The organism is Aeromonas sp. EERV15 (assembly GCF_900079845.1).
Classification (GTDB): Bacteria; Pseudomonadota; Gammaproteobacteria; order Enterobacterales; family Aeromonadaceae; genus Aeromonas; species Aeromonas sobria.
In genome coordinates this window covers 173,820-196,182 of sequence record NZ_FKKY02000009.1, presented here as the reverse complement: position 1 = coordinate 196,182, position 22,363 = coordinate 173,820, and the positions used below count along the sequence as shown (strand labels likewise).

Sequence of the window (22,363 nt, the reverse complement as noted above, 5' to 3'; positions counted from 1 at the left end):
AGGGTCCTAAAGGGCCGTTGGAGACCACAACGTTGATAGGTGGGGTGTGTAAGCGCGGCGACGTGTTGAGCTAACCCATACTAATTACCCGTGAGGCTTAACCATACAACACCCAAGAAGTGTTCTGGGCCTTGTAGCAAGTGAACGAACTACTTAACTAATTCAGTGATAATGACCCAGTCGTTATTCACATCAGCTTTCTCAGATTGAATTAATTTGCCTGGCGGCCATAGCGCCGTGGAACCACCTGATCCCATGCCGAACTCAGAAGTGAAACGCGGTAGCGCCGATGGTAGTGTGGCATTCGCCATGCGAGAGTAGGACACTGCCAGGCACCCAATACAAGAAACCCCGCTCGATGAGCGGGGTTTTTTATGGCTATGTCCCAATTACGTGTTGCATGGGTTGCCCCAGCGCCTCATGCAAACACGCTTTGATATTCACTCCCTTCCCGTAACGCTCCAGCATCCTGCGCCAACCGAGATAATTCCTCAGGTAATGAGTTGCCACGCCATGGAAGCGCGCCATCCACTCCTTCAACCGATGGTGATACCCATTTACATGCTGGATGTGATACGCGCCGGCCACTCGCTCACCCTGACGATTGCGCACTACTTGATGAGTCACTCCCTGCACTTTACTGAAACTGGCATACACGCCCGCACCATCGCTACACAGCACTGCATCCGGCGAGACAAGGGGCTTTAAGACTGCAATGACTGTTTCGGTATTCATCTTTTCCAACTGAAAATCTGCATGATGGCCAGCGCGGTCCTGCACCACCATCACTGGGATGTAATCCGGCCCGGTACCACGGGTTCGCCCCTTGCCACCACGATGGCGTGCCGGACGCGGCAGTCCCCGTTGCCCCTTGAACGATTCGAGGAAGAAGGTCTCATCGACCTCAACGATACCCTCTTCCCGTGTGGCTTGATGGGCGGCCATCGCACGCAAGAAGCGGTGACGCCAGAGGAACGCGGTGTTCTTGCTGACCCCACAACGCGGAGCTGCCCGGCGGACAGTCAGTCCTTCAATAAGGGCTTGCGCATAGTCTTCCCTGCACTGCGCTTTACGTAATCTGGCCAAGGGGGTCTTGGTCAGCACGGAGCTGGTGCGCAGACACAGTTTGCAACGGTAGCGACGCAGTCCGCGACTCCATCACCAGGGAGCCAGCTGATTGGCATCGGCCTGACAATGTGGGCAACCGCTGCATGCAGGTAGCTGGGTATTGAGTGAGGTAATGGCGTGGGGCGCAGTGAGCTCCTGCTGGGCAACACGACGTTGGCGCAGGGTAAGTTGTGGAAAGAGAGACAAGAGGCGTTGAAAGGCTGGGGTATCCATGATGGTAGACCTCAAGGGGATGGCCTACTTCAAGCTTAGCCTTTCAACACATAATTGGGACAGAGCCTTTTTTATTGGCTGAAATTCAGCAAATCGCCTGATAATTGACCGCTATCGAGCGGTAATTGCAGCTGTGCTGTGGCTACGTGCAGGAAGGGAACCTCTCTGGCAACGGTGGGCTTCGTTTATGGATAATGCTGACATATCAGCGTTATGTTGGTGTTGACCTTGTACTAAGGGTTGGCAGCGCAACAAGCCGCAATAAAAACGGGGCCCTGTAGTGGTCAACTAAAAATGGCCCCGTTCTGCTGTTAGCTTGCAGCTCTCATCGCTTCAGGTAGCGCTGTTCCAGATGCTGGCGCAGCCAGTGCGGGTTGAGCGCTTCACCGGTGGCGCGCCGCACCAGCTCGTCGGTGCTGTGCAGGCTCCCCTGTGACCAGATGTTGCGTCCGAGCCAGCCGAAGATCTCCGGCAGGCGGCCCGCCGCGATGACATCCCCCATGCTGCCTAGCTCTTTCTCGAGGGCAAAGCGCTGCTGGGCGGCATACATGGCGCCCAGGGTGTAGCTCGGGAAGTAGCCGAACGAGCCGTCGGTCCAGTGAATATCCTGCATGCAGCCATTACGGTAGTTGCCCTTGGTCGAGAGCCCCAGCCACTGCTGCATCTTGGCATCCCACAGCTCGGGGATGTCGGCTACCTCGATCTTCCCTTCCACCAGATCGCGCTCCAGCTCGTAGCGCAGGATGACGTGAGCCGGATAGGTCACCTCGTCTGCATCGACCCGGATAAAGCCCGGCTCGACCCGGCTGTAGAGCTTGGCCAGATTGTCCGGTGCAAATGCCGCTTGTTCGCCGAAGTGATGACGAATGCGTGGCGCCAGCAGCGTGAGGAAGGCCGGATGATGCCCCAGCTGCATCTCGCAAAACAGGCTCTGACTCTCGTGGATCGCCATGGAGCGCGCTTCGGCCACCGGCTGACCCAGCAGATGGCGCGGCAGCCCCTGCTCGTAACGGGCGTGACCGGTTTCGTGCACTATGCCCATCAGGCTGGAGACAAACTCCTGCTCGTTATAGCGGGTAGTGATCCGCACGTCGGTCGGCACGCCGCCACAGAAGGGGTGACTGCTCACATCGAGGCGGCCCTGGGCGAAATCAAAGCCGAGCAGCCCCATTACCTCCTGGCCGAGTGCCTGTTGGGTCGGGATGGGGAAGGGGCCTTGCGGCAGCAGCAGGGCATCGCCCTTCTGCTGTTCACTCACGGTCTGGATAAGAGCCGGCAGCCAGCTGGCGAGATCGCCGAAGATCTGATCGAGCCGTGCGCTGGTCATGCCCGGCTCATAGAGCGCCAGCATGGCGTCGTAGGGGCGCACGCCAAGCGCATCGGCCCGCAGCTGCGCCACGTCACGGGAGAGTTTCACCACCTCCTCGAGATTGGGGGAAAAACCGGCCCAGTCGTTGTTCTTGCGCTGGCTGCGCCAGGCATGCTCGCACTTGCTGCCGGCGAGTGACAGCGCTTCGACCAGCTCACCGGGCAGCAGGCTGGCATCTTGCCACTGGCGCTTGATCTCGCCGAGGTTGGCACGTTGTACTTCATCGAGCGGTTCGCTCTCGGCCTTGGCAATCCAGTCGCCCAGCTCGGGAGTGGTGCGCTTCTGGTGGATCAGCAGACCGAGTTCGGCCATCGCTTCGGCGCGAGCATCGTTGCCCCCCTCCGGCATCATGGCCGCCTGATCCCAGCCGCAGATGGCGGCGAGGTGGCTAAAGCGGTGGATCTGCTGCTGATGTTGTTCAAGCTTTTGATATGACATGGGATTGTCCTTGTTATCGTCCCTGATGGTATGCCGCCCCGTACCTGGCATGCTCGGGGCAGTTCGATGCTAACACCGCCGCAGCATCGTTGACCACCATCATGCAGGCGGGCCAAAGGCATGGGGGCGAGAGGCGGATTAGCCGAGCCGCTTCTGGTGCCGTTCGCGGTTTTCCGCTTTTTTGCGTTCGCTTTTACGCAGCAGCACGTATAGAGCACCGCTGCCGCCGTGGCGACGCTCGGCGCTGTGGATCGCCATGACGGCGGGCAGTTGCGGCAACCAGGCGCTGACATAGCTTTTCAGCAGGGCGCGCGGGGTGCTGCGCTCCCCCTTGCCGTGCAGGATCAGCAGGCAGCGGATATCCCGGACTTCACAATCCGCAATGAACTGCACCAGCGTCTGGCGCGCTTCGTTGAGGGTTTTCTGGTGCAAGTCCAGGCTGGCCTGCAGCTCGTATTTGCCGAGCCGCAGCTTTTTGTAGACCCCCTCCTGCACCCCATCACGCTTGAAGCCGATGATTTCGTGCGGATCGCGCATCTCGATGGCCTCCATGGTGAGGTGGTCGAGGGCGAGTTGCTCGGCGGTGGCAGCCTGACGGCGAGCGAGCTGCGCCTCGGTCGGGGCGGATTTGGCCGCATGGGGATGGATGTTGTCGCTGCGAATGGGCCGCACGTCGGCCACTTCATTCATAAATAGCGAGAGTTCGTCGTTATGAGACACGGCAGGCTCCCCATAAGAAAAAGTGGGGGCCATTATAACGGCCGCAACCGGCACAGAAAACGGGGAAAGGGGGAGGGGATAAGGGGCGACGAGGATGGACACAGGTGCAGCCTGGCCCGGGAATCACAGTCGCGAACCATAAAACAGCACAGGCGGTCAGTGTGAGCTGCCGCCTGTGGTCAGAGGATTATTTTCCCTCTTTGGGTTGTTGAGAATGGGGTTGCTGTGAATGAGGCGGTTGCGAGTGCATCACCTTGTAGATGAAGTAGGCCGCGTAAGAGCTGATGAGCAAGAAGGTGCCGATAATCACCAGCATCGACATCAATCCCACGCTGTTGCCAAACATCAGGTCCAGCCAAAAGTCCATTTTATTGCTCCTGTCACCCGGTTGATGACAGGCATGATAAATACCTCTTTGCCCCGTCCGTGATGATCCCGATCAACTCCCTTGCAGGTTGTTTAATAACCAGTGCGATCTGTGATCGTTCTCACTGGACTCCTTGCGACTGAGCCTGCACAGGGCCCGGTGTGGTGAGCGGGGTAATGCGCCACCCCTGCTGCTCCAGCAACGCCAGCAACCCCTGTTCGCCGTAAAGGTGCAGGGCACCTACCACGATAAAGCTCTCGCTGGGCAGGGTGGACCATTTTTTCAGCCAGTTGTGATTGCGCTCGGCCAGCAGGGTTTGCTCCATCCAGTTCTGTAGCGCGGGCGGGGCCATCTCCTCCTTAAGCAGATTGATCAGGGCCGCCTCATCCCCCTGCTGCCACGCCTTCATCACGGCGGCGAATCCGCTCTCCAGCATCGGCAGCTCATCCAGGGTGCTGGCGAGCATCAGGGTCTGGTTGTCACCCACGCTGGCCAGATAACCGAGCTGTTCCAGCAGGGTTTCAAAGCCCACTACCGGTTTACCCTCTTTGGCGGCCCGGGTGGCAAAGTGCTGGTCTATCCCGAGTTCACTGTTGAAGTCGGAGCGGGCCATGGCGGCCTGGGTCAGGGTAATGGCGGCAAACCAGGGCCGCAGGGTGGTGAGGGTAGCCTCGTCGATGCCATAGCGGGCGCCCGCCATCAGGGTGCGTTGATAGAGCTCGGCAGGCAGATGATCCTTGAGCGGTTTGCCATCCACCAGTCGGGTGAGGGAGCCGGTCTGTTGCCACTGATCCGGCGTGATGCTGTTCATGTCCACCTCCATCACCAGTGCGCGGCTCTGCAGCCAGGCACGCTCGACCGGCTCGGGCAGAGGATAAAGGGCAGGCTTGCCCGCATGGATGGAGCCCAGCAGCCAGTGTTGCTGGTTGCCCTTGCTCACCCGATAGAAGGCGGGATCGGCAAAGGCGTGCAGCGGTAGCAGCAGGCAGAGCAGGAAGGCAAAGAGGGTGCGATGAAATCTCATGGGGATCCTTAATATGCGCCGGGTGACTTCTCTTGCTGACAATAACTCCTATGATAAGTCCTCATTTCAGATAACCAAGAGGTTTGCCATGCCCCATCTTCGTTTTCGCGCCGTTACCCTCGATACCCTGCAACAGGTGAGCGGCCCGCTGCTGGCCGAGCTTTGCGAGCTGACCGGCGGCAAGCCGGAGTTTGTCACCATGGAGCGGGTGGAGAGCTGCTGGATCCGCAACGGCGAGCCAGAGGCGGGTTTTCCGTTTGTCGAGCTGCACTGGTTCGAGCGGCCACAAGAGATGCAGGACGCGGCCGCGCGCCTTATCACGCGCCATTTGAAGCAGGTGCTGGGGGAGCAGACCTATGTGGTGGTGCAGGTGATCCCTCTGGTCAAGAGTGCCTACTACAGCAATGGCGAGCACTATTGAAGAGAGGATAAACAAGGTTGGCGGGTCGGGTTTAGGTCGCTACACAGCTAACCCAATCTACGCTACTGGATGCTTATCGCCAATCACGGGATCAGGCCGATTTGGCCAGCAGTTTGTCGAGCCAGCGAGTGGGCAGGATCCGTTTTAGCAGTGCAAAAATCCTGGTCGGGGTGGTCACCGGATAGCGCGCTTTGGGATGGGCGTGGCTCAGTGCATGGAGCAGCGGCGGGATGCAGGCTTCGCTGGGGAGGGTAAAGCCGCTAGTGGCACCCTCTTTTTCCAGCCGGGTCAGGGTCTGGTGGTAGGCAGACTGATGGCGGCTCTGGGCCGGATCGATGTGACGCAAGAAGGCGCTGCGGGCATTGGCACGAAAGCGGGTATCGATGGGGCCCGGCTCGATCAGGCTGATATGTACCCCGCTGCCCGCTAGTTCGAGGCGCAGGGTGTCGCTGTATCCTTCCAGTGCAAACTTGCTGGCGTTGTAGGCGCCACGATACTTCATGGCAACCAGCCCCAGTACCGAGCTGTTCTGCACTATCCGGCCCTCTTTGGCCTCCAGCATCGGCGGCAACACCTGGCGGATCAGATGGTGCCAGCCAAACAGATTGGTATTGAACTGCTCCTTGAGCGCCTCGGTGGGCAGATCTTCCAGTGCCCCAGGCTGGCCATAAGCGCCGTTGTTGAACAGGCCATAGAGGCATCCGCCCGCCAGATGGAGCGCCGCACTGGCGCCCAGCTCAATGGAGGCTGGATCCGCCAGATCCAGCTGTACCGCCAGCAATCCCTGTTGCTGCAAGCGGGCCACATCTTCCGCCTTGCGCGCCGAAGCGATCACGGTAAAACCGTGCTGCCCCAGCGCCTGTGCGGCGGCGAGGCCAATACCGCTGGAACAACCGGTGATCAGAACAAAACGGGGCATGATGGCGTCCTTGTAACTGCTGGCAGAAGTGTGCGGGCTGGTGTGCGGATAAAACCCTTATCCGGCTCGCATGTTAGCCTGCCAACCGGGAAAAAGAAAACCGGGCCAAGTGGCCCGGTTTGCTGACATCGTCTTGCCTGATTACATGATGGTAAACGGAGCAATGATGTGGAACTTGACGTCACGTTCGGAAGTAAACATGTTCGGGTAATACCAGCTGCCCAATTCGTCTTGTTTGTTGTTGTAATCGGTGAAGTGCAGTTTGAACAGAGTACCTTTCAACTTGCCATCTTGTACGGTGTACATGACATCGAAGTTAGCTGCCCACTCTTTACCGTCAACACGTGTGCTGTTGCCATTTTCTGCATCCCAGCCGTAAGCACCGGATACACCAACAGTCCAACCAGGCGCACCAACCAGGTCATCCAGAGAACGAGTTACACCTGCAAACAGTGCTTTCTCGTTGTTTTCGTTCCAGTCGGAACGGGAATCCCACCAAATTTCGTTGGCGCCTTGAGAGTTTGCATAACCAGTGGTCAAACGAGGCAGATAGTTACCCAGATCGCCTTCCGCCTTGGTCCACAGACCTTCCAAGCGGAAACCATAGGGTCCCATAGCCCAAGAGGCGGTCAATGCTTGTTGCCATGCCAGGCCGTTGTAATCGCTGTTATCGGTTTCAGAACCGTAGAACTGGTAGCTGGTGGAGAGGCCGCCCAGTACGTCAAACTTGTGAGCCAGTTTGAAGTGGTAGCTATCCATGTAGCCTTCGGACTGACCGAAAGAACCGGTCACAGCAGTGCCATTTTCGAAGGTGTAACGAGCAGCTAAACCGTGGATATAGTCGATGCTATTTTCATCGTTAAATGCAGTGCTGCCTGCATACATAGACTTTTTAGAGAATCCAGCAGTCTCTTTAAACCATGGTGCTTTGTATTCATCGGCAATTGCGTAAGTAAGGTAGAGACCGCCAAAGTTGCCTTCGACTTGGCCACCACGATAGGTACCTGGTTGATAGGACCAGTTAACACCAATTACACCTGGAACGTATAACTGTGTATAACCGCCTTTAGCGGTAACACTGTCACCCAATTTGAATTTCAGTGCTGCGTTAGAAAGGCTAAATCCACCTTCCGCAACACCATCCATTTTATCGCCCCATTTCTTGCCAATGAAGCTGAACTCGTTTTCTTCGTTAACCCCATTACTTTCATCGATGGAGAGATCGTAAGCGCCGAATCCACCCAGATCCAGACCGATAAAGTTCCACGCATAACCCGAGTTAAAATTCAGGGCGGCTTGAGCGGTACCATGGCTAAGATTGGAATGATATTTTCCATCGCCAGCAGCGCCACCTTGGATGCGCTGACGATCACGCTGGAAGTAGAACAGACCACCACTTAGCTTGGCGTCATCAGCAAAGGCTTCATAAGACTTGCCGTATTCCGGGCTCATCATATCCTGAGCTGCCAACACCATACCGGGGGCGACCAGCGCGGCTACCACAGCGGCACTTAAAGCGGCGCGCTTGAAGATCACTTTTTCCATTTTTATTGCTCCTGATTTTATGGACTTAGCTTTTTGTCCCGGCAGTTGGCATCAGGCCTACCGCTCGGTATTGGCATTGCAATCAAAACCCCTAAGGGCAAAAAATCTTGTCTTGGTTACTTGCGAACTCGGATGTCTTGGCACATCTGTAGTTGGCATTCCTGATCATCACATGTTGTTTTTTTATGTTCCGATTCTTGGCTATCGGACAACCATAAGAGTACGTTCGCGGTGCGAAATATCAATGAAAAGTTCCCGTCATGTTTCAAAAGTATGACCGAGTGCAAATATTCATTACCGCACCTGTAATCTGTTACATCCCCTGTATCGCTGCAATAAAAGCGTTTTTCTTGGCTGTAGCCTGCGTTCACACTGGTTTTTATCAATCAGGGTCCGAGTAGAGCAATTAACCTCGTTGTAACAGATAAATTTTCGTTACAAAAAAACTATTCGCCAGATGTTTGCCAGCTGTCACGGGAGGGAAGCGAGACGTTGAGCCTGCTGACTGAGGTGGTGAAAACCTGAGTCATGACACATGATTTAGGTTTTCCTTTTTTATTTTTGCCAGTGATTCCATAGCCTTGGCTCGTTGACCAAGGGCGCGCATTGTCACATTTCTGGCATGTCGTACCAGTGAGCCAACGCACATTACGGGGATGCAAATGAGGATTATTTTGGTTTTTTTGACTTGGCTAACAGCATGAAATTAATGATAAAAATATTAATTCCTAGCTGACTGAACATGGAGGGTTAGCTGGAAATTCACATATTTTCTTTCGAGAATTAAGATTGAGACTCTGCTGGTTGATTCCTATACTCGGCATGTTCCTCAAGGAACCCAGGTAAAGGGCAAACCGGTAGTGATGTCGGGGCGCAATGCCTCCGGTCTTGATCATGGATCCAGATAGCGGGGTTTCCCTGGGTGAGGGTGGTTTTTGTGGCAAGTCCATTGCCAGTTGTCTGCGCCCATCATGCAGGTTGCGATTGTTCTTTGCCTTGGTGACCAATGCCAAGACAAAACAAGGAAGATAACAATATGCAACAGCTCTTCAGACCCAGCAGGCTTGCCATGCTGGTCGCCCTTGCGGCTGTGCCCGCCTGGGCTCAGGCCGCTTATCCCGCCTATAAATCCGGTACTGCCTACAAGGCTGGCGATATCGTCAGCAACGTCGGCGCTCTCTACGAGTGCAAAGAATTTCCCTATTCAGGCTGGTGCGGGGCATCTCCCTATCACTATGAACCGGGCGTTGGTGCGGTCTGGGCCGATGCCTGGAGGCTCTATGGTGGCGAAGTGCCCCCCCCAGCACTCGGCGTAGCTGTCAGCTCACCGGCTGCCGGTGCCAGTTTCAATGAAGGTGCCAGCGTGGCGCTGGCGGTGAGCTTGAGCGGCCCGGTGACTGCGCTGGTCAAGGTGGAATATCTTGTTGACGGCAAGCAGGTCGCCACGGCGAGCGCCTCGCCCTGGAATGCCAGCTGGAGCGCTGCCGGAGTGGGGGCCCATGCTCTGAAAGCCAGGGCACTGGATAAAGATGGCAAAGTGTTGAGCGAAGCAGATTCCAACTTCAAGGTCACCGCCGTGGTGGCACCAGAGGCGCCCAAGGCGAGCATCAGCAGTCCGGCCAATGGCGCCAAGGTGACGCTGGGTCGCAGTGTGGCGGTGAGTGGCAATGTCACCGATGCCAACAATGACGTGGCCAAAGTCGAGCTGTTTGTCGACGGCAAGAAGATTGGCGAAGATACCACTGCCCCCTGGCAGGTGAACTGGACGCCGGATGCCAAAGGCAGTGCTGCCCTCAAGCTGGTGGCTACAGACAAGACCAATCTGAGCGGCGAGTCGGCGGCGGTGACCGTCAATGTCGAAGAGGCCGCCCTGCCGCCAGATGGGGGGAATCTCTCCTGCGATATCCGTCAGATCTACCGTCCGGATGGCTACGAGTGCATGGGGGATGACCATGCCCGCCGGGTTATCGGCTATTTCACCTCCTGGCGCACCGGCAAGAATGGCCTGCCCGCCTATCTGGTGAGCGATATTCCGTGGAACAAGATCACCCACATCAACTATGCCTTCGCGGCAGTGGATGAGCAGAGCCACCAAGTCAAGGTGGACGACGCTGCCACCAAGATGACCTGGGATGGCGTGCCGGGTGCCGAAATGGATCCTGAATTCGCCTACAAGGGCCACTTCAACCTGCTGTCGAAGTACAAGAAGCAGTATCCGGACGTGAAGACCCTCATTTCGGTAGGGGGCTGGGCCGATACGCGCGGTTTCTACACAGCTACTACCAAGGGCGATTGCTCGGTCAATACCGACGGCATCAATGCTCTCGCCACGTCGGCAGTTGGTTTCATCCGTCAGTACGGCTTTGACGGGGTCGATATCGACTACGAATACCCCACCTCCATGAAGGATGCGGGTAACCCCAACGACTTCCCACTCTCCAACCAGTGTCGTGGGAAGCTGTTTGCCAACTACAAGGTGATGATGCAGACCTTGCGTAACAAGCTGGATGCAGCGGGCAGCGAGGATGGTCGCAAGTACATGTTGACCATCGCCTCACCGGCGTCGGCCTACTTGCTGCGCGGCATGGAGAACTTCCAGGTCACCCAGTACCTCGATTACGTCAACCTGATGACCTATGACTTCCACGGTGCCTGGAACAACTTTGTCGGCCACAACGCGGCTCTGTTTGATAACAAGGCTGATGGAGAGTTGGCCAACTGGGGTGTCTATACCCAGAAAGAGTTTGGCGGCATCGGTTACCTTAATGCGGCCTGGTCGGCACACTACTTCCGTGGTGCGCTGGCAGCCGGCAAGATCAACGTCGGTGTGCCCTATTACACCCGCGGTTGGCAAGGTGTCAGTGGTGGTACCCACGGCCTGGGTGGCAAGGCGGCCCTGCCGAGCCAGAGCGATTGCCAGCCCGGCACCGGTGGCAGCACCATTCCGTGCGGCAACGGGGCGGTCGGCATCGACAACATCTGGCATGATCTGGACAAGAACGGCAAAGAGATCGGCGGTGGCGCCGTGCCCATGTGGCATGCCAAGAACCTGGAGAATGCGGCCAGCCTCGGCATCACTACACTGCCGAGCTACGGCACCGCCTGGGGTCTGGATCCCAACAACCCCGCCCACGTGATGCAAGGCAAGTATGTGCGTTACTACGATGACAAGGCCCACGCACCCTGGTTGTGGAACGAAGAGAAGAAAGTGTTCCTCTCTACCGAAGATGAAGAGTCAATGGGCCACAAGCTCGACTACATCATCAACCGTGGTCTGGGTGGTGTGATGTTCTGGGAGATGGCGGGCGACTACGCTTTCGATCCTGCCAAGAACGAGTACGGGATGGGGGATACCCTGACCACGCTCGCCTACGACAAGTTCGCCAAGGCGACGAAGTACCACACCAAGCAGAACGATCTGGCAGCTCCGGCGGCCCAGCTCGACATCGCAGTGAGCCTCTCCGGCTTCAAGGAAGGGGACTCCAACTATCCGATCAACCCGACCCTCAAGCTCACCAACAACTCGACCCAGACCATTCCGGGCGGTACCCGTATCGAGTTCCTGGTTCCGACCTCTACCTCCGATACCATTACCGACCAGAGCGGCATGGGGCTGAAAGTGGTTGAGAGCGGTGGCAACCAGAACTCCGACGGCATTGCGGGCGAGAAGGACTTTCACAAGGTAGGGTTGACCCTGCCGACCTGGAAGGCCTGGACACCGGGGTCCGATGTAGAAGTGGCGCTGACCTACTATCTGCCAGCCGCTGGTGTGCCGAGCGGTATCCGCATCATCAGCGGCAACCAGACCGCTGGTCTCAAGGCCGAGTTCCCGACTCTGCCCGAGGCGGTGCTAGGTTCCGGTGGGGGTGAGAATCCGGGGACCACTTGCAGCAGCCAGATCATTAATCCTGCATCTTACAAGGCCTATCCGACCTGGCCGCAGGGGGATCATGCCAATGGCGGCGATCGCATTACCCATAACAAGGTGGTGTGGCAGGCCAACTGGTGGACCAGCAGTGAGCCAAAGGCAACCGACGGCAGTTGGAAATCTGTATGTAGTTATTAATCTTGAAATCAATGAGATAAGTGGGGCTTCGGCCTCACTTTTTTTGTCTGGTTGGTCGATCTGGTTGAAAATGCGCCTGCCTTTCCTGGCGGGCAGCCTCTATAATAGAGTCGATTAATAAACAGATGGACGTTGCATATGGCGAGTATATTGGATTCAGTTGATCAACGAACTCAGCTAGTCGGTGAAAACCGCCTGGAGTTGTTGATGTTCCGTCTCGGCACCCGCCAGATCTTTGCCATCAACGTCTTCAAAGTGCGGGAAGTGGTCAAACTGCCGCACCTTAGCCGAATGCCCGGTTCTCACCACAATATCAGCGGTGTGGCCAACATCCGTGGCACCTCGATCCCGGTGATCAATCTGCGCAGTGCCATCGGTATGCGCCCCATGCCCATCGACACTGAATCCAACCTCATCATCACCGAGTACAACCGCACCATTCAGGGCTTTTTGGTGGGGCAGGTTGCCAACATCGTCAACATGACCTGGAAGGATATTTTGCCGCCACCGCGCTCTGCCGGGCGTGCCAACTACCTCACCGCCATCACTCGTATTCCGGATGACGGCGTCGATCAGATCGTCGAAATCATCGATGTGGAGAAGGTGCTGGCAGAGATCATCACCTATGACATCCGGATCTCGGAAGAGGTGCTGGATCGGGATATCCTGCCAGAGATGCATGGTCGCAAGGTGCTGATCGTCGATGATTCCAGCACTGCCCGTAATCTGGTGCGCGAAACCTTGATGCAACTGGGTCTTGAAATCATTGAGTGTCAGGATGGCTTGCAGGCGCTTAACCTGCTTAAAGGCTGGTGTGATGCAGGCAAGAAGGTGACCGACGAGATTTTGCTGATGATCACCGATGCGGAGATGCCGGAGATGGACGGCTACCGTCTGACCCACGAGGTGCGCAGCGATCCGCGTATGTCCGATCTCTTTATCACTCTCAATACCTCCCTGAGTGGCAACTTCAACGAAGCCATGGTCAAGAAGGTAGGGTGTGACCGCTTTATCTCTAAGTTCCAGCCCGACCTGCTGGTGGGGGTGGCCCAGGAGCGGCTGCGCCAGGTGCTGGAAAACTGAGAAGCTGCCTGCCCAGTCATTCTCAATCAATAACAAAACATCCCGCTTCGGCGGGATGTTTTGTTATTGGGATATTGGCTCAAAGAGGCGGACTTATTGGCTGAGTAGCGGTTCCATAAAGCGGGCAACTTTATCGCGGATCCGGGGTTGGGCCGCCGGGGTGGGATGAATGCCATCGTTCATCATAAGTTCAGGGCGCAGCGCAATATCATCCATGAAGAAGGGTAGCAGCGGCAGATCGTTGATCTCTGCCAGCTCCGGGAAGATCTGCTCGAACTGGCGCAGGTAGCGGGCACCGTAGTTGCGGGGCAGCTGGATCTGGGTCAACACCACACGGGTCTGCTGCTCCTTGGCGAGCGCGATCATGCTGGTCAGATTCTGGCGAGTAATGGTCGGCGCGAAGCCGCGCAGGCCGTCGTTGCCCCCCAGTTCGATCAGCAGCCAGTCCGGTTTGTGCTCTTTCAGCAGGGCGGGCAGGCGGGCCAGGGCCCCTTGGGTCGTTTCACCGCTGATGCTGGCGTTGAGCAGGGTGTTTTTGCCCCCCTCATCTTGCCATTTCTGGTTGAGCAGGGCGGGCCAGCTCTGCGCAACCTGCATCTGATACCCGGCGCTCAGGCTGTCACCCAGCACCAGCAGGGTCTGGGCCTGAACCGACGAGAGCAGGCTGCCAAGGCCAACCAACAAAGCAAACAGAATACGCACCATCAATTCAACTCCCGCTATGGATTGCCATCAAGGGATTGGAACAAAGGACACAACGCATGAGTTCAACCCCCATTATTGTCGTCAAGGGCCTCGGCAAATCGGTTCGCCTCGGCCAGGAAAGTCTCACCATCCTTGAAGGGATCGATCTGCAAGTCAATAGCGGCGAGACGGTGGCACTGGTCGGCGCCTCCGGCTCCGGCAAGTCCACCCTGCTGGGGTTGCTGGCCGGGCTCGATCTGCCGAGTCAGGGGGATATCGAAATCCTCGGCAAATCCCTTGGCGAGCTGGATGAAGAGGGGCGGGCCCGATTGCGCGCCGAGCAGATCGGCTTTGTGTTCCAGTCGTTCCTGCTGCTCCCCACCATGACGGCGCTCGAGAATGTGATGTTACCCGCCGAGCTGCGCGGTGAGCGCGATTGCGAGCCAAGAGCCCGCGAACTGCTGGCGGCGGTCGGGCTTGGCGAGCGGTTGCACCATCTGCCGCCACGGCTCTCCGGCGGTGAGCAGCAACGGGTGGCTATTGCCCGCGCCTTTATGACTCGTCCCAGCCTGCTGTTGGCGGACGAGCCGACCGGTAACCTCGACAGCAAGACCGGCGAGAAGGTGATCGAACTGCTGTTTGAACTCAATCGCAAGCACGGCACTACGCTGGTGGTGGTGACCCATGACCATCAGCTGGCCGAGCGTTGCCAGCGGCAAGTGGTGATGACTGCGGGCAGGCTGGATCGCGAGGTGGCCCATGATGTGGTGTAACGGGTTTTGCTGCGGGTCAGGCGGGAGATGCAAGGGATGATGCAGTGGCGATTGGGATGGCGACTGCTTCGCCGGGAAGGGTTCAGCGGTGAACTGCGCTGGTTTGTGCTGGCGCTGGCCCTGAGCGTGGCGTGCGTCTTGAGTGTGGCGCTGGTGGCGGATCGGCTCGATGCCGGACTCAAGGCGTCGGGCCGTGATTTTATCGGGGCGGATCGGGTGCTGCGCACCGCGGCCGCCCTGCCGGATGGCTGGCTGGCCCGGGCGAAACAGGATGGCTTGGCGCTGCAGACCACCGTCAGCTTCAACAGCATGCTGTTTCACGGTGATGCGTTGCAGCTCGCCTCCATTCGGGCGGTGCCCGACGGTTTTCCCTTCTACGGCAAGCTGGTGCTGGAACCGGCCCGCCCCCCGGTCCCCGGCGAGATCTGGCTCTCCGCCCGGGTGATGCAGCTGCTGCAGGCCAAAACGGGGGATGAGCTGGAGGTGGGCAATACGGTACTCAAGGTTGCCGGTCTGCTTGGCGAGGAGCCGGATCAGGGCTTCAGCCCCTTCCTGCTGGCGCCGCGGGCGCTGATCCACAGTGCCGATATCGAGGCGACCGGCGCCCTGTTGCCGGGCAGCCGCCAGCAGTGGCGCTATCTGTTCAAGGGGCCGCGAGAGTCGCTGGCCCGTTACGAGCAGTGGCTGCTGCCGCAATTGCAGGCCGGACAGAAGTGGATCAAACCCGATGACAGTGAATCCCGGGTGGGCCGATCGCTGGCTAATGCCGAGCGTTTCTTCCGGCTCGCCTCGCTAAGCGGGGTGCTGCTGGGGGCGCTGGCGATGGGCATTGCGGTGCGTCACTTTGCCGAACGCCAGACCAATATGGTGGCGCTGCTCAAGACGCTGGGGGCATCCCGTGCCAGCCTGTGGCAACTGATGAGTGTGTTGCTGCTGTCGTTGACGCTGATCGGTGCGCTGCTGGGGCTGGTGGCGGGCACCGCCATGCAGTGGATCACCTTGCAACTGCTGGGGGACCTGTTGCCACCGGATCTGCCGCCTCCCTCCTGGCGACCCTTTGCCCTTGGGGTGGCAGTGGCGCTCTTTATCACCCTGCTGCTCGCTTTTGTGCCCTTCTTGCGGCTGCTGAAGGTGCCGCCGCTGCGGGTATTGCGCCGGGAGCTGGAGGCGGGCATTCCTCCATGGCTTGCCTTGCCGGTCGGTTTGCTCGGGCTGTTTGCGCTGGTGTGGGGGTTCACTGCTGATGTGAAACTGGCGCTGGGCCTGGTCGGTGGCATGGGATTGCTGATGGGTCTGCTGGCCCTGCTGGCATCCCTGATGTTGCGGCTGGGGGCCAGAGTGAAGGGGCCGCAAGCTCTTAGGTTGGCGCTGGCCCACCTGTCGCGCGAGCGCAGCAGCGGCCTGTTTCAGCTGGCGGGTTTTGCGCTGGCGCTGATGCTGTTTGGCTTGCTATGGGCGGCCCGGGTCGATCTGCTGGATGAGTTTTCTGCCCGCCTGCCCGCCGATGCGCCCAACCGGTTTCTGGTCAATGTGGCCGAGAACGAGCGGGAGGGGATCCTGAGCGAGCTTGCAGCAGCAGGGGCCACCACTTCCGATTTCTATCCTATGGTGCGCGGGCGGCTGACCCATATTGCCGGCGAGGCGGTGGGCGAGGGGGCCCGCAGTGGCCGTGAAGGGGTCGATAGGGAGCTCAACTTCACCACCACAGCCACCCTGCCAGCGGATAACAAGCTGGTAGCCGGGAAATGGCTCGCCGGCACCGGCGAGGTGTCGGTGGATAGCGAGTTGGCCAAGCGGCTTGATATCAAGCTGGGGGATATGCTCGCCTTTACCATCGAGGGGCGCAGCTTCGGTGCCAGGGTCACCAGTCTGCGCAGTATCAAGTGGGACAATATGCGTCCCAACTTCTACATGATCTTCTCACCCGATCTGCTGGCCTCTTTCTCCAGTACCTGGTTGGGCAGCTATCGTTTACCGATTGAAGGGCGCAGCGCCGAGGTGGAGCTGATCCGCCGTCATCCCACGGTGAGCCTGATCGATGTGGATGATCTGATCGCACGCCTGACCCATGTATCGGAGCAGGTGAGCCGGGCGCTGGCCCTGATGTTGGGGCTGGTGACGGTGGCGGCATTGCTGGTGCTACTGACCCAGACCCAGGCCAGCATGGCTCAGCGTCGGCGTGAGCTGTTGCTGATGCGCACCTTGGGTGCCAGCAGCGACCTGCTGAAAAAGATGCTGCGCTGGGAGCTGGTGGCCAGTGGTCTGCTGGCGGGGCTCTGCGCCGCCATGGTGGTGGAGCTCTGCTCTTTTGGCCTGCAGTGGTGGTGGTTCGAGGGACAGTGGCAGTTCCACTGGGCCATCTGGCTTGGCCTGCCAACCTTGGGGGCCTTGCTGGTGACGCTCGCCGGGCAGGGGATGCAGCGTCAGCTGCTGGCTGGCACCCTCAGCGATCGGCTGCGGGGTCTGGGTCAGGGGTTGCTGTAATCCCGACAGTGCGAACCGATGCCACCACATGGCGCCATCGATCACCCACTATCACCAACAAGCAAGCAGCCCGGCCATTGGCCGGGCTGCTTGTTATTCGAGGTGCTGACGAGCGGGCTCAGCGAGCTGGCGTCAGTTAACGGGGTTCGTGCAGCAGATTGGTGAGGGCACTTGGCAGCTCGGGATAGCTGAAGTGAAAACCGGCCTGTTGCAGTCGTGCGGGCATCACCTTCTGGCCGGTCAGCAGCAGATCCGCCGCTTCCCCCATCACCAGTTGCAGCAGGGGGGCGGGCACGAAAAAGAGGTGCGGGCGGTGCAACGTGGTGGCCAGGGTCTGGCTGAACTCCCGGTTGCTGACTGGATGAGGGGCGGTTCCGTTGAAGATGCCGCTGCACTCTTCGTGCTCCAGCAAGAACAGCATGGCGCGCACCAGATCCTGCACATGGATCCAGCTCATCATCTGGCTGCCCGGCCCCATGGGGCCGCCGAGCCCGAGTCTATAGGGGGGGAGCATTTTGGGCAGGGCGCCCCCATCCATGCCGAGCACCAGCCCGATCCGCACGATGCAGACCCGGGTCTGGCTGCTCTGTGCTTCCTGCGCCAGAGTCTCCCACTGCTGGCAGAGCTGGTGGGTGAACTCGTCGTTGGGAGATCGGCACTGCTCGTCGAGGGTTTCGGTGCCCTGCCTGCCATACCAGCCGATGGCGGAGGCATTAATCAGCACCTTGGGCGGTGTACTGGAGAGTTTGATGAGATCCACCAGCTGCTCGGTCAGCAGCCAGCGGCTATCGCAGAGCAGCTGTTTGCGCGACTCGCTCCAGCGTCCGGCGGCGATGGGCTCACCCGCCAGATTGATCACTGCATCCACGTCATTGAGGTCATCGAGCCGGTCCAGGCTATCGATCACCTTAATGTCATGGCCGAGCAGGATATAAGCGCGGCTGCTTTGCCGACTCAGTACCACCACCTCGTGATTGACCTTGAGATGAGCCACTAGTTTGCGGCCGATAAAGCCGGTTCCTCCGGTAATCAGAATTTTCATCGTGGTTCACTCCTGCTGCGGTCTTGCTCTACTCTAATGGCACCTATCCAGATCAACAAGCAAGATGCTTGGCGAACATATAGTTACTTAAATGTGTGTTAACCATATCTCTTCCTTGCGATGTATTGTTGAACAAAGTGATGAGTTGATTGATTTTTGTTGGGTGGACATTTGTTGTTCGCTCGCTATCATGACGGCCCTTCGCGCTGTCCATCGGGGCTGTCACCACTTAATCAGTGTATCAAAGAGGCATCCATGCCATTTCGTCGTTTGAAACTTCGCCAGCTCTACAAAAGGATTGTGGTGGCACTGCTGGTTGGCGTCACGCTCCTGCTGCTGGGGGGCGTAGCTGTGATCTGGCAGACCGTTTCGGAGATAAGGCAGGATGCCGAGTCACGTTTGCAGCGTGCCCAGCTGATGTTTGATCGCACCCTGGGTTATGCCCAGCAAGCAGCCACTAATGTGGAGGGCGTGATTGGAGCTCCCTGTTCGGAGGCTGCATTGCTGCTGCGCGAGCAGGTGCTCATGTTGCCAGATGTCCGTTCCGCCAATCTGGCTATTGGTCGCCGGATCTACTGTACGTCCCTGTATGGCGACTATGATGGGCCCTTCGGTCCGGACAACTATGTAGACGGCAAGCTACAACTGCTCAGTGGTAATGCGACGACTCCGGATAGACCGCTGATCGTGCTGCGTCATCAGGTTGACCAAGGAAGTGCACTGATCGCTGTGGATGGGTATTACCTGCGCAGAACCCTGGAGATCTCCAGCAAGAGCTCCCCAATGGCCTTGGTGGTGGGGCAGAGTGCACTGTTTGGCTCAGGTCAGGTCGGGGCAGCGCCTTCCTCAACAGAAGAGGGCTATATGGCACTCTCTTCGGCCAGTTTCCCCTACAAGGTAGTCACCCAGGTGACGAGTGATGACTATCTGAGCCACGCTTGGCGCTATTCCAGAGACACCCTAATCCTTTGCCCCTTGCTGGCGTTACTGGTTGGATTTGGCACCTTCTGGTTGATGGGCCGCAGTAACAGCCCGGCAGAAGAGTTGAAACGGGCGTTGGTACAACAGGAGTTTATTCCCTACCTGCAACTCGTGGTCGGCGGTGATAATGAGCAGTTGCGCGGTTGCGAGGTGTTGATGCGCTGGCAGCACCCCAAACAGGGAATGATCTCGCCGGATCGCTTCATTCCGCTGGCGGAAGATAGCGGGCTGATTGTGCCCATGACCAGCCAGCTGATGGCGCAGGTACGGGATTATTTCTCCCCCCATGCCAGCAAACTGCCGACGAAATTTCATTTTTGTTTCAACATTTGCGCCAGCCACTGTAAGGATCTCAGCCTGGTGGCCGATTGCCGGGCATTTCTCGATGCGTTCAAGGATAACCCCGTCGATTTGGGGCTAGAACTGACCGAACGGGAGCTGATTGTGGCTGATGAGGTAACAGACCAACTGTTTGCCGAATTGCACCAGTTGGGGGTGTTGATTGCCATCGATGACTTTGGTACTGGCCACTCCAGTCTCACCTATCTACAGAAGTTTCAGGTCGATGCGCTCAAGATCGATCAGAGTTTTGTCGGCATGATAGGGACTGATGCGCTCTCCAGCCATATTGTCGAGAACGTGATTGATCTGGCGAGTCGACTGGAATTAATTTTGATAGCCGAGGGGGTGGAGAATAAGACTCAAGCGGATTATCTGCGGTCGCGCAATGTTGACTATCTGCAAGGGTATTTCTATGGGCGGCCAGTCCCGATGAAGGAGTTCAGCAAGCGCTTGTTTGGCTGAGTGGCTTGGCAGTTGCAATAAAAAACCAGCGAGAGATCGCTGGTTTTTTATTAGTGCAGCAGGGTATGCATATCAGAGCATGCGCTGGAGCGCGCGAACCAGCCGTTTGACCCCCTCTTCGATGGTGGCTTCATCCACACAAGAAAAACTCAGGCGCAGGGTGTTTTTGATCTCGGGGCGCACGTAGAAAGGGGCGCCGGGTACGAAAGCCACTTTCTCTTTGATTGCCTCGTCAAACAGCGCCATGGCACTGATGTGGGCTGGCAGGGTCAGCCAGAGGAACATGCCCCCTTCCGGCCGGGTGTAGCTGACGCCGGGCGGGCAGTGACGGGCCAGAGCGGCCTCCATGGCGGCACGCTGGCGACCATAGACCTCTTTGATTTTTTCCAGATGAGCATCCAGCGAGTGATCCATCAGGAAGCGGTGCAGCACCTGCTGACTGAAGGCGTTGCTGTGCAGATCGGTGGCCTGTTTAGCGATGGTGACCTTCTTGCGCAGCCAGTCCGGCACCAGCATCCAGCCAAGGCGGAAGGCGGGCACCACGGTTTTCGAGAAGGAGCCGAGCAGCACGGTATTGTTTGGCGCCAGCTTGGCAATCGGGGGCAGATGCTCCCCTTCGAAGCGCAGTTCGCCGTAGGGATCATCTTCCACCATCAACAGCTCGTGGCTGACCAGCCGCTGCGCCAGCGCTTCGCGGTTGGCACGGCTGTAGGAGACGCCACTCGGGTTCTGGAAGTTGGGCACGCCGTAGAGCAGCTTGGCATTGGAGCCACTTGCCAGCAGCGCATCCAGCGCCGCCAGATCCAGTCCCTCCTCGCCGAGAGTGATGGGTTTGAAGGCGGGCTGATAGACAGAGAAGGCCTGAATGGCGCCAAGGTAACCCGGCTCTTCGATGATCAGATCTTGTCCTTCATCGATCAGCACCTTGCCCAGCAGATCCAGCGCCTGCTGGGAGCCGCTGGTGATCAGGATGTTGTCCGGATTGACCTGCATGCCGTGGCGGGTCAGGTAGCGCTCGGCAATATACTGGCGCAGCGGAGCGAAGCCCTCGGTGGCGGCATATTGCAGGGCGGCAGCCCCTTGCTCGCGCAGTACATCCTGACAGGCCTGATCGATCGCCTTGACCGGAAACAGGTGGGGATTGGGCAGGCCACCGGCGAAGGAGATGATCTCCGGATTGGCGGCAACTTTGAGGATTTCACGGATAAAGGAAGGTTCGACCTTCTCGAAGCGCTGGGCAAAAAACGGCTGCATAGACAATTCTCTCGGCATGTGGGCGGTCGCTCCATTCGACCGCCAGGTTATCCGTTTGTATCAGATTTCAGAAATGAGGCAATGATTGTCACAAAAATCGCCAGAAAAGGGCTGGATTGACACTGGTTCGGATTATATTGAGCGGTTAACTGGGGTATCGAGCCTGTTAAGGGGCCGGTTGGTGGCGCAATGGAATATTTGTTGTGTGAAACACTTGCGCCTTGGGCCTATCTTGGGATAATTCGCTCCCCTGTTTTCGCTGATTGACGAGATAACGAGCAATTCATTATGCCTGTGACCCAAGATGTATTTAACGAAGACGGCACTTTTATGCGCAAAATACGCAGCTTTGTCCGTCGCGAAGGCCGCCTGACCAAAGGGCAGGAGAAGGCACTGGAAGATCTCTGGCCGGTCATGGGTATTGATTTTGCGCCAGCGCCCCTTGATCTGGTTGCCCTGTTTGGCCGTGAGGCCCCGGTGGTACTGGAGATCGGTTTTGGCATGGGTGCTTCTCTGGTTGAGATGGCCAAGAATGCCCCCGAGAAGAACTTCATCGGTATCGAAGTGCACTCCCCGGGCGTAGGTGCCTGTTTGGGTACTGCACAGGAAGCGGGCGTCACCAATCTCAAGGTCATTTGTCATGACGCGGTCGAGGTGCTGGAGCACATGATCCCCAATGGTTCGCTCGCCTGCCTGCAGCTGTTCTTCCCGGATCCCTGGCACAAGAGTCGCCACCACAAGCGCCGCATCGTACAATCGGCGTTTGCGCAGGATATTCGTCAGAAGCTGGCCATCGGTGGCGTGTTCCACATGGCGACCGACTGGGAAAACTATGCCGAGCACATGCTTGAAGTAATGAGCGCCGCCGAGGGTTACCAGAATACCTCTGCGACCGGCAACTGGGTGCCCCGTCCGGACTGGCGTCCGCTGACCAAATTTGAACAACGTGGCCATCGTTTGGGTCACGGGGTTTGGGATCTGATTTTCAAACGCGTCAGCTAAGCTGGCACGTCAATTCACCTAGCGTATCAACTAACTTGAGGAGCTA

General features: G+C 58.0%; 16 protein-coding genes, 2 rRNA genes, 1 pseudogene and 1 riboswitch. Of the genes and pseudogenes, 9 read left to right on the top strand and 10 right to left on the bottom strand.

Features of this window, described 5'->3' with window-relative positions:
• Positions 1 to 105: ribosomal RNA gene (locus BN4575_RS10230) — 23S ribosomal RNA — on the top strand; the annotation flags it as partial.
• A gap of 114 nt (positions 106 to 219) precedes the next feature.
• Positions 220 to 334: ribosomal RNA gene (gene rrf / locus BN4575_RS10225) — 5S ribosomal RNA — on the top strand.
• 44 nt (positions 335 to 378) lie between these two features.
• Here the strand turns inward: rrf and BN4575_RS10220 are convergent.
• From BN4575_RS10220 to BN4575_RS10200, 5 genes and pseudogenes are all read right to left on the bottom strand, one after another.
• Positions 379 to 1,341, bottom strand: a pseudogene (locus BN4575_RS10220) (IS1595 family transposase).
• 325 nt (positions 1,342 to 1,666) lie between these two features.
• On the bottom strand, positions 1,667 to 3,148 hold the full coding sequence (locus BN4575_RS10215) for a carboxypeptidase M32 (RefSeq protein WP_068978101.1): 1,482 nt from the start codon (positions 3,146 to 3,148) through the stop codon (positions 1,667 to 1,669).
• Positions 3,149 to 3,286: 138 nt separating this feature from the next.
• The gene (gene smrA, locus BN4575_RS10210) at positions 3,287 to 3,868 is read right to left on the bottom strand and encodes a DNA endonuclease SmrA (protein ID WP_040068561.1); all 582 of its coding nucleotides are present in this window, start codon (positions 3,866 to 3,868) and stop codon (positions 3,287 to 3,289) included.
• 187 nt (positions 3,869 to 4,055) lie between these two features.
• A complete protein-coding gene (locus BN4575_RS10205) occupies positions 4,056 to 4,235 on the bottom strand; it encodes a DUF3149 domain-containing protein (RefSeq protein WP_005338733.1) in 180 nt (59 codons plus the stop codon).
• Positions 4,236 to 4,356: 121 nt separating this feature from the next.
• The gene (locus BN4575_RS10200) at positions 4,357 to 5,259 is read right to left on the bottom strand and encodes a TraB/GumN family protein (protein WP_068978100.1); all 903 of its coding nucleotides are present in this window, start codon (positions 5,257 to 5,259) and stop codon (positions 4,357 to 4,359) included.
• A gap of 88 nt (positions 5,260 to 5,347) precedes the next feature.
• Here BN4575_RS10200 and BN4575_RS10195 point away from each other — a divergent pair, with 88 nt between their 5' ends.
• On the top strand, positions 5,348 to 5,680 hold the full coding sequence (locus tag BN4575_RS10195; RefSeq protein WP_058052357.1) for a DUF1904 family protein: 333 nt from the start codon (positions 5,348 to 5,350) through the stop codon (positions 5,678 to 5,680).
• 91 nt (positions 5,681 to 5,771) lie between these two features.
• On the opposite strand, the gene BN4575_RS10190 is transcribed toward BN4575_RS10195, so the two are convergent.
• A complete protein-coding gene (locus BN4575_RS10190; RefSeq protein WP_068978099.1) occupies positions 5,772 to 6,599 on the bottom strand; it encodes an SDR family oxidoreductase in 828 nt (275 codons plus the stop codon).
• Between the two features lie 141 nt (positions 6,600 to 6,740).
• Positions 6,741 to 8,144 (bottom strand): OprD family outer membrane porin, encoded by a 1,404-nt coding sequence (locus tag BN4575_RS10185; RefSeq protein WP_068978098.1) that lies wholly within the window; start codon positions 8,142 to 8,144, stop codon positions 6,741 to 6,743.
• 838 nt (positions 8,145 to 8,982) lie between these two features.
• Positions 8,983 to 9,065, top strand: a riboswitch (cyclic di-GMP riboswitch).
• Positions 9,066 to 9,213: 148 nt separating this feature from the next.
• On the opposite strand from BN4575_RS10185, the gene BN4575_RS10180 reads away from it, so the two are divergent.
• Both BN4575_RS10180 and BN4575_RS10175 read left to right on the top strand, forming a co-directional pair.
• The gene (locus BN4575_RS10180) at positions 9,214 to 12,210 is read left to right on the top strand and encodes a glycosyl hydrolase family 18 protein (RefSeq protein WP_141689764.1); all 2,997 of its coding nucleotides are present in this window, start codon (positions 9,214 to 9,216) and stop codon (positions 12,208 to 12,210) included.
• A 138-nt stretch (positions 12,211 to 12,348) separates the two neighbouring features.
• Positions 12,349 to 13,293, top strand: coding sequence for a chemotaxis protein CheV (locus BN4575_RS10175; protein ID WP_042022746.1), 945 nt, complete (start codon positions 12,349 to 12,351; stop codon positions 13,291 to 13,293).
• 93 nt (positions 13,294 to 13,386) lie between these two features.
• On the opposite strand, the gene BN4575_RS10170 is transcribed toward BN4575_RS10175, so the two are convergent.
• Entirely contained in the window at positions 13,387 to 13,998 is a 612-nt protein-coding gene (locus BN4575_RS10170) for an arylesterase (RefSeq protein ID WP_068978096.1), read from the bottom strand.
• Between the two features lie 56 nt (positions 13,999 to 14,054).
• On the opposite strand from BN4575_RS10170, the gene BN4575_RS10165 reads away from it, so the two are divergent.
• Together BN4575_RS10165 and BN4575_RS10160 are read left to right on the top strand one after the other, a co-directional pair.
• Positions 14,055 to 14,750, top strand: a complete 696-nt coding sequence (locus tag BN4575_RS10165; RefSeq protein WP_064340783.1) for an ABC transporter ATP-binding protein — start codon at positions 14,055 to 14,057, stop codon at positions 14,748 to 14,750.
• 36 nt (positions 14,751 to 14,786) lie between these two features.
• Complete coding sequence (locus BN4575_RS10160) at positions 14,787 to 17,234, top strand: ABC transporter permease (RefSeq protein WP_068978095.1); 2,448 nt, start codon at positions 14,787 to 14,789, stop codon at positions 17,232 to 17,234.
• Positions 17,235 to 17,370: 136 nt separating this feature from the next.
• On the opposite strand, the gene BN4575_RS10155 is transcribed toward BN4575_RS10160, so the two are convergent.
• A complete protein-coding gene (locus BN4575_RS10155; protein WP_068978094.1) occupies positions 17,371 to 18,276 on the bottom strand; it encodes a TIGR01777 family oxidoreductase in 906 nt (301 codons plus the stop codon).
• A 255-nt stretch (positions 18,277 to 18,531) separates the two neighbouring features.
• Here BN4575_RS10155 and BN4575_RS10150 point away from each other — a divergent pair, with 255 nt between their 5' ends.
• Positions 18,532 to 20,061, top strand: coding sequence for an EAL domain-containing protein (locus tag BN4575_RS10150; protein WP_068978093.1), 1,530 nt, complete (start codon positions 18,532 to 18,534; stop codon positions 20,059 to 20,061).
• Positions 20,062 to 20,133: 72 nt separating this feature from the next.
• On the opposite strand, the gene BN4575_RS10145 is transcribed toward BN4575_RS10150, so the two are convergent.
• The gene (locus tag BN4575_RS10145) at positions 20,134 to 21,315 is read right to left on the bottom strand and encodes an aminotransferase-like domain-containing protein (RefSeq protein WP_068978092.1); all 1,182 of its coding nucleotides are present in this window, start codon (positions 21,313 to 21,315) and stop codon (positions 20,134 to 20,136) included.
• A gap of 288 nt (positions 21,316 to 21,603) precedes the next feature.
• Here BN4575_RS10145 and trmB point away from each other — a divergent pair, with 288 nt between their 5' ends.
• Positions 21,604 to 22,317, top strand: coding sequence for a tRNA (guanosine(46)-N7)-methyltransferase TrmB (gene trmB, locus BN4575_RS10140; protein WP_042022762.1), 714 nt, complete (start codon positions 21,604 to 21,606; stop codon positions 22,315 to 22,317).
• Positions 22,318 to 22,363: the final 46 nt, after the last annotated feature.